Raw genomic sequence first — 9472 nt, forward strand, 5'->3', positions numbered from 1 at the left:
CGTCATTCAATTGAAGGCAAGGGAATCCTTCTCAACTTTACCCCCTTGTGACCCGTCAACAATTAATTGACAGACCACTAGTGGCAATAGAGGTGATCGTGAGCCAGTACGTCTCACCGTTAGTGGCTCTCAACGCGGCATTACCGGCATCATGCAGCAACTTTACAGCACTGGCTTTGCTCAAATGCACGAATGGAGCCGGCCGCAGCGCCATCCACGAACAGGTGTCCTCTTTTGCATCTTGACCAAATATTTGCCGCTGGAGTGACGATTTTCGGTGAACGCTCGGCTTTGTGGTGCTTTTCGGTTTTCTTACCACCAAGTTCCACTGTTCCAAGGCCCGTTGCAGGTCCCTGGAGGTTGCTTACCGAAGGGTGGACTCTGTAGCCCTCTAGCCAGCTTCCCTCTGCTCTTTCCCCCTACCGTCCTCCTCGTCCCCACAACTGCGTTCTCAAAGCTTGCACCGTCGCCTGGCACTGGGCTTGCTCTACCCGCCACTGACTGTTGCGTGGCTCCTTCTGACACCGCACATTTGCTAGATGCAAGGCAGCCTCTGCCTGTGCCAATGCGGCTAACTGTTGCTGCTTCGTTGGTTGGGGCATAGTGAGTCACCGTCAGTCTGCACCAAAGCTATGCAGTCTAACCGATCTGTGTGACAACTGTGTGGAGCGGTCTCGCCCCTCACTCACGTTACGACATCGTGAAGGCGTACGATCGGAGCGCTAGGCCTACAAAAAACCTCGTTTTGCTAGCTGCTGCCTTTACGGGAGATGAAAGCCTTACGGGACAAGGAATCCAGTCAAAACTGTCATGTCCTGTTCCAAGGCGCTCGCTGGTCTAGGATGGTTTGTGGGCTTGTGCTCACCAGCACAGCGGTGTGATCCAGTGTTTTTGATGCGCGCACGGGGGAGACTGCTAGGCGCTGACCGCCCTCACCCTGTGTGCTGTGGCTGGCTGTCACGACTGTGGGTCACGCCGGTTGGGTTGTCCGCGACCCACAGTTGGGTGCCCTCAGGTGCGAGACCGCCAACTAAAAACTTCAGATCTTCACCACTCACGTGAGCGTAGTGGTTGGCGGTGGGGGTGGGAAATTGCACCTCAAAGCCTTGCGCGTGACAGTACAAGACACGTCCAATCATGCCTTCTGGTAACGTGTCACTCAGGCTCCGCGTCAAACCCACGATGTCATGGCGTGCAATTGGTGTCATGACTCTAACCTCCAAATCGGATAAAACCTTGCCCACTCGGGGCAAGCGAGACAAGACCCACCGGTGTCAAACGAGTGTGACGCGGTGAGTACAGAAGCAAAGTAGTGCCAAGCGGTAGTCTCAGAGCAAGGCTCTCGAAGGCACGGCGTTTCGCTCCTTGGTGACGCGCGACTGGTCCGTCGTGAAGCCAGCCAACACTGAGACGGCAAAGTCAAAAGCTCTGGACTGCGAGACATCATGAAACTCACGGTCTGGCTGTGATCAACAAGGGTTGAAGAGTGAGTGAGTGGACCAAAACATCTCTACAACAAATTGTCGCATTGACTACAAACGGCAGCTCGCTCTCTTCGTGAATGTTCACTTCTCACCTTGCTATCGGCAACGATTCCTAACGGGGTTGAGCGACATGGGAAAAAGGGGGCAAGACGAGCTGAAAAGTTCTATCCAAATTGAGTTTCAGGAAAGCGATGAGAGTGCGGTGCAGCCTCTGCGCTACTGCTGGTCCAACAGTCAGTCAGGCGTCCGATCAGCCAACGGTTGTTCAGCAGCCTCCCACCCGGCAGGGGCGTACCTTGCTGTGGCTGGCAACAGGGGCTTCAGCGAAGCCCCCTGAGCCTGCCCCTTTTGTCTCTGCCGCTGTCCTTGGCAGCGGTGGCAGCGGGAACAGTTTGCGATCGCGCTCCAGTGCCACTTCACCGATAGCCTTTACCGCAGCCTGCCCTGCTCCACTGCGTCCTTGCGCCTCAAGTGCGAACACGTGTAGTGGGGTCACCAGCCGCCCGTCACCGGGCCAGGAGTGGGTCACAAAAAGCGAGTGCCGTCCGTTCAGGATCATGCTCCAGGGCAAAGTGCTCCACATGCGCTAACTGCTGGGTAAACGTGCTCAGCGGCAACCCCAGCTGCTGCGCCAACACGGCGTACGGGATCAAGTGACCCCAGCAGGCTTTATCCATAAACTCCTTGCCCAGTCGCCCCGGTGTCAGGGCAAACCAGGCGGCTATGAGCGCTTCCCGAAAGTGCTCTTGCTGCACCGCTATCGCCGCTCGCTCCTCCTTGCTTAAAGACCGCACCGCTGCCTGCGTCAGTGCTGGCGTGGGTGGACGGACACCAAAGCCCTGAAGGTGGCCCAGCGCGGCAGTCGGTTGCCAGACCGGGATCGGAGCCGCTCGTTGACGTGGCGTGTCACAGGACTGCTGAAGGCTGGAAAGACCCTCTGGCAGGGACTCTAAGTCCTGTGACCGTAAGTCCTGTGACCGGGGTGAGTGGGCTGCTTGAGACACTGGCAGCGCCGCCGCACCCTGCTTTTGGCGCTCACGCTGGCGTTGCTTCCGCCGCTGGGCGCGCCGCTTCGGGTCATGGCACTGATCACAATACCGGGGAGGGCCACCTGGACGCATCGTGCGTGCCCCTGTTTCCCCGCAACTGTGGCAGACAAGCGTCACGACTTGCACCTGACCCCGCTGGTGCTGCGTCTTTAAGGGGAGTGCTTGTGCCTCAAATGGTTCCATGACATCCTGATTCAGTCCTGTGACCTCTCTCTGTGACTGAGTGCTGTGACCCCTGTGTCAAGTGTGTTCTAGGGTGCATCACCGCTGTCTGCAAGCCAATGACTCGCTTGTCCTGCGTCACTGAACCAACGGTCGTTGCCTCAGCCAAACATCGCATCATCGGAGTCATAATCGTCTGGGTTTTCCACAGGTGTCACTGCTGCCTGGTCTGACTGAGTCGCCGCCTCTAAAGCCTTCGCAGTCGGCAAAGGCACACCGCTCGGGTGTGTCACCGGACGAGAGTAGCTCAGAGCTGCTGCCACTGGCATTAAGTCAAGGTCAAACGCGTCTGCAAGAGAGAGGATACGTCCCACCAACGCCCAAAGCGCTTGTATCGCTATTTCCCGCGCCAGTGCTGCCGGGGTGCCTGGTAAGTCACGGTAGGCAAAAGCGCTGTAGAAGGCTTTGACGGCTTCATTCGCCCGTTCTTTGCCAGAGCGGCGGTTACCCTGTTTGAGCAGCCAGGCGAACACGACGCCGTCTGTAGTGGTGCGATCGGTCTGGTAGGTCCATTTCACTCTTTCACTGCGTTTGTCACGCAAAGACGCTTCAGGTCTGGTTCTCATGTTTTAATCCTTAAGCCGCCAGCTTCTGCACATTGGCTAAGAGTCCTTTGTAGCCAGCGTAAGCATCACCCATGCGGCTTACCCACAGATCGATCTCGTCAGGCTCAACCCGATTGAGTTTGAGCAACTGTGCCAGGGCTTCGTTCTGATAGAAGCAGAGGCGACTGGGTGGAATCTCCCACTGCTCAAAGAGCGGTTGCAACCGTGGCCGCATCACGCTCGCCGCGCCACCGCTCACCACAAATTCAGTCTTAGAGTCCATCTCTGGGCTCAAGTGCAGGCGCAAAAAGCTTTCCAGTCGCGACCAGTAAGCCTCCAGTCCGACCGCCACCGCTTCAGTCAAATCAGTCGGGGCCGCATCACCCGTCAGTACCACTTTTGTTTCACCACTCACCAACGCGTGAAACAGTTTGGGCTGATCGGTTTCTTGAAACGCACGCGTCTGCAAGCCTTGGTGCACTGCTTCGCTAAACCCAGGTCCTTGGCTACTGGAGGCCCCAGTTTGGAGCTGCCCGTGTTTGAACACCAAAACGGAGGCATTGCGGTGACCGAGCATGACTACGATAAGCGTCCGATTATCTGGGTTAAGACCACGGGCTTTCAGTTCGGCTACACGCGCGCGCCAGAGACCGGCACCCTCAGGTAGAAAGCGGCATTCCCGTACCAGGTCAAGCTTGAGAGCCGTACCCCGAAACTCAAAGGCTGTGGCTTCTTGCAGCGCTTGACTCACTAAGGAGCGACTGGCAAACTCGTCCAGCGGCAGCGCCACACCCAACCGTAGCGAGACTGGGAGCGACTGAAACCCCTTGGGGTGCAACAAGTCCAGGCGCTCAACCATCACACCAATTGCCGCCAAGATCTTAGTGACCGCTCGCTGCTCTTTGCGCTCCTTGAGCCCCGTATCGGCACCAAAGTTCTGGGCTAGACTGCCCACTGCGCGTCGCTCCTGCCCTTGTTTCAACCAAGCCGCCTCTTCCGATCGGGCGTGCGGATTCAGTTTTTCGTAGTGCTCGATCTGACTGAGCGCGACTGGTCCCGAGACGGCGCTGCCCAGCCTTAAGAGTTGTTCCTGATCGCGTTGATCAGTAAAGATCCCTTTCGTCAGCGAAGCACCAAGGTCAAGAAAAAGGACGTAGGGGTGATTGATCAAGGACTTCATCGTTGTTCTCAAAGCGGCTTTGATACCACTGTCTCCTGTCAGCGATCGTCATCACCTCGGAGAGGCTACGGAGCGACGCGTGCGCGTTTGCTTTTGCTGCCTCCGTGAACACGCGTAAACTGCCTGTTTTGCACCCACTGGTGGCGCAAAAGTCCCCCGTTCCGCGCCACGTTGCGCCAAAACGGTCAAAACAGTCACTGCAGGGCGGCCTTGCTCTCAGCCAGGTGTGTGTTAACTCCCCCGTTTTGCACCAACGTGAGCCGCCTTGCTCCAGTTTGTCCCCGCGCCGCCAAGGTCAGGACTTGACCACAGAGGCTCGTAGACTACTGGCTGGAACTCCTGCAAACCACCTGCAGTGTGGGCTGTCGTACTGCCAGCGAGCACTGCGACCAAAGCCTGTCATGCCTGCCCTGTCTGCCGCCTGCCGCCTGCTCACCGGCTCGCGTCACCCGTTCAATGAGCGTTGTTCTAACGTGAGCTTTGTGGTCGCTCCAGGCGTTGGTTTTGTCCTGAAACCAGCCGGTCAAGCCAGCACTTTTTCGGAGTCGGCACTCGATCTTGGCGTGAGCAAACCGCATTCTCCCCCAGGTCAGACCCCTCGCTCACCCGGCAGACTGAGGTAGGAATCAAGCTGAAAACTGAGTACTCGCTACGCTCAACGACCGGCGGTCTACCTCAGTTTCAGACTTGCCAGGGGAGTCTCCCCTGGACCCCTCAAGCCGATCCACAAACCCCTTTCTTCCATCATGGCCAACCGCAAAAAACCACCCGACCAAAAACAAGACCACGCGATTAAGGCCACCTTTACCGCCGCTGACTACGAAGACATTCTCGAACGTTCCCGCCGCAGCGGACTGCTCCCTGCTGAATTTGCCCATGACGCGATCGTCCGCAAACGAGTCATCAGTATCCCTGCCGTCAATCAACAGGTCTGGACACAGTTAGCGCGACCGTTGGGCAACCTCTCGAAAATCACGCAACTGCTCTATCAGGCCAAATATAAAGGGACAAACATACCCACTCACCTACTCGAACTGTTGGAGAAAGAACTCCTCGCACTGCAACAGTTACGCCGCGCTTTAGTCGGTCAAAGTCATGAAAATGCAGCGACAAACAGTGACGAGTTGGACAGCGCCGCATGATTCCCAATGTCGTGCGCGGCAATGGCTTTCGCGGTGCCCTGGACTATATTTTTGACACGCAAGCCCAACGCCAGGGCGAAGCAAGTTTGAAGCAGCCGGAGATCATCGACAGCAACATGGCAGAACTGACTGCCCGCACCCTCGCCACTGAGTTTGGCGTCGTGCGCCAGCTCAACCGCCGCTGCAAGAATCCGGTGTGGCACGTCTCTTTAGCCTTTGCGATCGGGGAGGTGCCCACGGACGAACAGCTTGAACGCATCCCCGCGCTATTCATTGACAAGGTGGGGGCACAGGCAGGCGACGGTGAGCAGGGGATTCATAGTGAACAAAACCAATGGGTGGCCGTCATCCACCGGGACAAAGCGCACCTTCATCTCCACCTTTTGCTGAACCGCATTCGCTATGACGGGCAGGTTTGCTACTGCAAGTGGGACAAAAACCGCGCTCAAGCCGCCTGTCGGGAACTTGAGCAGGAGTTGGGATTGGTGGCTGTCAAAGGGGATTCGTCCCGACTCTTCCTGGACGGTCGTCTGGTGGCGCGATTGGAGCAGGACGCTGAGCGCACGGGTGTAGTTGACCCCAGGCTGGAGCGGTATCGACGGGAACGAAAAGCAAGTTTAGAGGCAAGTCATGCAAGACCAGACAGACGAGCAGCAACAGCGCTTCGAGCAACAGTTGGCAGCGTGTCGGACGGAGATTCAATTGGAGTTGCGGGTACGGGCGTTGGAAGCTCAACTCGCGACGCTGAGCCAGCAACCGCCCCCGAGCCCGGACTGGAGCAGTTTAAGCGACAGCTTGAGCGACAGTCTAAGCGACAGCTTGAGCGACAGTTGCTTGCGGGTCTTGACCACTTCCTTAGCACCGTTGCTGGCGAGAGTTGCCAGCCTGGAGACCTTCAGAACCGAGCTGACCACGACCTACAACGAGACCGTGGAGGGGTTCAACCGGTCCACTCAGGCGTTCAAGGCGGAGAACCAGCAGTTGAAAGCAGAAAGCGCCAGCCTGAGCGCCCAAATGCAAGCGCTGGCGGCGACGGTCGCCAGCCTGCAAAACCCGCCCCGGAAGCAAGGACTGTTCCGGTAAAAGCGCCAGTGCGGCGGCCAAAAGTGCCCATTGATTATGAGCGTTAAGGAGCAGCTGCCTCGGTCGCGGCGACCGACACAGTGACGCCAAGCGGACGGTTGCGGCAATGCCAAAATGACTGAAAACGCGGTTTTCTTGCTCTGAAAAAGCACGGCCTAGCTGTCCGAGCCGCCAATAAGCATTACCCAAAACCACTGATGCGCCTAGCGCCAATGTGCTGTTATTCGAGGGCTTCACGGGGTTGGTTGGGTGTTGGCGTGAGCATAGTAGGACACGGCTCTACCACTCAGCCAGTGCTGTGACTCGTGTGGCTGCCCCACCCTCAAGGCTTCGGGTGCCGCCGTGCTCGCTGTTCGATCAGCAGGGGCAGCGATCCGGTTGCCCACTGAGGGGCTTGGGGCACTCTAAGGTCATGGCTTACTCTATCCTGCGCTTCGGCAAACTCAAAACGGCGAGTCAAATCACCGCGTCTCAGTCCCACTGCACCCGCACCCGTGAGACCCCGAACGCCGACCCCGCCAGCACACCTCTCAACCGCCAACTGTTGGGGCGTGCCGAAGGTTTGTGGGAGCAGGTGGAGTCCTTGCTGCAAGTGGCGGCGTCCAAACGCAAAACGCGACCCGATGCCAACCTGGCGTGTGAAGTCCTCCTCAGCGCCAGTCCTGAGTGGTTCCGCCAGGGGCACGACCGGCAGCGTGACCTTGACCCAGCCCAAGTGGAGCGGTTTGCGACCCACGCCACGGACTTCTTAAACACCGCCTTTGGTGCCTGTTGCCTCTCAGCCGTCTTGCACCTCGATGAAATAACCCCACACATCCATGCTCATGTGGTGCCGCTCCATCCCGTTAAGGGTTGGCTCAGTTGGGAGTACTGGTTCGGCGGTCGCGAAAAGCTGCAAGCGTGGCAAGACCAATTTGCTGAGTGCATGGCACCCCTCGGGTTACAACGCGGCATCAAAGGGACGATCGCGACGCATGAACACATCCAGGTGTTCTACGGACGGCTGCAGCGAGACCTTGCGGTGCCAGACTTAGAGCGGGAGTTTCGCCTGCCACCACCCGTTGAGCGGGAATCGGTGCACGCGTACCATCAGCGAGCCAGTGCGGTACTCACCCAAACCGCGCAGCAGGTGCAAGAAACGCTCGCCACCCTGGTAGCGCACGCCCAGAACGAAGCCTTCGCGGCGCGCCAGGCCAAAGAGACGCGACTGACCTTGCATGCCCTCTCTGACCAGGTGGCGCAACTGGAACGCGACTATGTGAGTGCTCAAGTCCAGGTGCAGACGCTGAGTGAACAGCAGAAAGTGGCGATCGCGCAGGAACTCATCACGACGACTAACCTGGTGCTCAATCTGGCGCAAAGCAACTATTGGAAAGGGCGAACCTATGTGTTTAGCCGTCGTCGGGGGTTCACCAAGATTGATCGGCGGGATGGCACACGGCTGGTGCATGATCAGGGGGGCACGCCGACGCTGACCGCAGACTTCCAACCGAGTGATCTAGCCAAGATTAGTCAAGCACGGGACACAATTTTCCTGGCGATCGCGCAACAGTATGAACCGCAGGCAACACAGCGGTCGAAACGGCGGTAACTGACGGTACTGGTGGCACTGCGATCGGGTGGATGACCGTCTGTGTGGGCGATTGGGCGTGTATCCCATACCGATAAAAAAAGCCATACTGCGTATGGGATTCTTGCTTGGTTTGGTGATGATGGCTCGACCGGGATGGTCAACAGGTGATGGCTGGGACTGGTTTGGCGGTGGGGACGACCCCAAGCGCAGAGGCTGCCAGCGGCAGGGGCGGCTGCGTCGCTTGGCAGCAGTGCAGTCACGACCCTCTACCGCCATCGAACCGCCATCACCTTTTATGTGTGCTTCACCTTACCCTAGCGAACAATCCTTGGTCTATTGCGGGCCCGGCAATAGGGCCAGGCGATCGCCAAGCACTGCTCAGCGACGCGGTAAAGGCTATACGTTAGATATCAAAAGCTCGTGCTAAATGATGGCAAACACATAGCGACCGCAGCAAAAAACTTGCTCTTAGCGGCGCAAGAACCGTCCAGTGATCTGCCCCACTGCAACCCCTACAACAACCATAAGCCCTAGTCTGAACCACAAAGGGAAGAACCGGCCAATTAGTGGTAAGAGCCACCAGACAGCCGTACTGGCTAGCAGGCTCACGACAAGCTTACGTTTGAGGGCATGTATACGTCCCTGAAGCGCACGTCTTTCAAGCCATTGCACCGCAAGCCCCAAAAAGCCGAAGAAGCCCCAAAGGAGAACACCGATCAGAGCGGCGAAGGGCAGCATCACCAGCCAACCAGACAGGACACCAAAGCACAAGCCGATCAACAGCGGTATGAGGCTCAAGCATACAGTTAGGGACAGCATCTGCAGCCCAAGCCAAACCCAACGCGTACGGACATCTAGCCCCAGCAACCAGGTTTGGGTCAGTGCGAGGGGTAAGGCATACAGCCAGATGGGACCCAAGCCCCCTAAGTCAAATAGATTCAAGCTGAAGTTAACCAAGTCTACCTCTTGCTTTGAGTGGTCTCATGACAACAAGGGTGAGGCGGCGCTTGCTACGCTGAAGGCCGCTGCAAGGATATCGTCCAAAGTGCTACTGTCAGCAGTCTCTCGATCAACCCGGCTGCTTGACAGGGAGACTGGCAGATAAACCCAAATCAGTCTTAGGAGATTTCTAGGAATGAATTTACCCGCTAGCAGGTTGAATAAGGATATCCCATTTTGGTAATTCTGGATTGC

Annotated in this window: 12 protein-coding genes; 4 read left to right on the forward strand and 8 right to left on the reverse strand. The window is 57.5% G+C overall.

Features of this window, described 5'->3' with window-relative positions; genetic code table 11:
• Nucleotides 1-419 precede the first annotated feature (419 nt).
• From C7B82_RS04605 to C7B82_RS04635, 7 genes are all read right to left on the reverse strand, one after another.
• Entirely contained in the window at nt 420-602 is a 183-nt protein-coding gene (locus C7B82_RS04605) for a hypothetical protein (RefSeq protein ID WP_106255138.1), read from the reverse strand.
• A 330-nt stretch (nt 603-932) separates the two neighbouring features.
• Nucleotides 933-1208 (reverse strand): hypothetical protein, encoded by a 276-nt coding sequence (locus C7B82_RS04610; protein ID WP_106255139.1) that lies wholly within the window; start codon nt 1206-1208, stop codon nt 933-935.
• Between the two features lie 541 nt (nt 1209-1749).
• Nucleotides 1750-2013, reverse strand: a complete 264-nt coding sequence (locus C7B82_RS31305) for a hypothetical protein (protein WP_146141052.1) — start codon at nt 2011-2013, stop codon at nt 1750-1752.
• On the reverse strand, nt 1991-2716 hold the full coding sequence (locus C7B82_RS04620; protein ID WP_106255141.1) for a hypothetical protein: 726 nt from the start codon (nt 2714-2716) through the stop codon (nt 1991-1993). The genes C7B82_RS31305 and C7B82_RS04620 overlap by 23 nt, the downstream gene beginning before the upstream one ends.
• 140 nt (nt 2717-2856) lie before the next feature.
• Nucleotides 2857-3321 (reverse strand): hypothetical protein, encoded by a 465-nt coding sequence (locus C7B82_RS04625; RefSeq protein WP_106255142.1) that lies wholly within the window; start codon nt 3319-3321, stop codon nt 2857-2859.
• Between the two features lie 10 nt (nt 3322-3331).
• Nucleotides 3332-4480, reverse strand: a complete 1149-nt coding sequence (locus C7B82_RS04630) for a ParM/StbA family protein (RefSeq protein ID WP_106255143.1) — start codon at nt 4478-4480, stop codon at nt 3332-3334.
• 323 nt (nt 4481-4803) lie between these two features.
• Nucleotides 4804-5007, reverse strand: coding sequence for a hypothetical protein (locus C7B82_RS04635; protein WP_146141053.1), 204 nt, complete (start codon nt 5005-5007; stop codon nt 4804-4806).
• A 219-nt stretch (nt 5008-5226) separates the two neighbouring features.
• Between C7B82_RS04635 and C7B82_RS04640 the strand changes: the two genes are divergently transcribed.
• The 4 genes from C7B82_RS04640 to C7B82_RS31310 all read left to right on the forward strand — a co-directional run bounded on the left by C7B82_RS04640 (nt 5227) and on the right by C7B82_RS31310 (nt 8705).
• Nucleotides 5227-5622 (forward strand): hypothetical protein, encoded by a 396-nt coding sequence (locus tag C7B82_RS04640; RefSeq protein ID WP_106255145.1) that lies wholly within the window; start codon nt 5227-5229, stop codon nt 5620-5622.
• The gene (locus C7B82_RS04645) at nt 5619-6752 is read left to right on the forward strand and encodes a relaxase/mobilization nuclease domain-containing protein (protein WP_106255146.1); all 1134 of its coding nucleotides are present in this window, start codon (nt 5619-5621) and stop codon (nt 6750-6752) included. Before C7B82_RS04640 ends, C7B82_RS04645 begins: the two co-directional genes overlap by 4 nt.
• Nucleotides 6753-7117: 365 nt before the next feature.
• Nucleotides 7118-8296: a MobV family relaxase gene (gene mobV / locus C7B82_RS04650; protein WP_106255147.1), complete on the forward strand. Its 1179-nt coding sequence runs from the start codon at nt 7118-7120 to the stop codon at nt 8294-8296.
• 94 nt (nt 8297-8390) lie between these two features.
• The gene (locus C7B82_RS31310) at nt 8391-8705 is read left to right on the forward strand and encodes a hypothetical protein (RefSeq protein ID WP_146141054.1); all 315 of its coding nucleotides are present in this window, start codon (nt 8391-8393) and stop codon (nt 8703-8705) included.
• Nucleotides 8706-8746: 41 nt separating this feature from the next.
• On the opposite strand, the gene C7B82_RS04655 is transcribed toward C7B82_RS31310, so the two are convergent.
• Nucleotides 8747-9235 (reverse strand): hypothetical protein, encoded by a 489-nt coding sequence (locus C7B82_RS04655; protein WP_106255148.1) that lies wholly within the window; start codon nt 9233-9235, stop codon nt 8747-8749.
• Between the last annotated feature and the right edge of the window lie 237 nt (nt 9236-9472).

This window comes from Stenomitos frigidus ULC18 (genome assembly GCF_003003795.1).
Classification (GTDB): Bacteria; Cyanobacteriota; Cyanobacteriia; order Leptolyngbyales; family Leptolyngbyaceae; genus Stenomitos; species Stenomitos frigidus_A.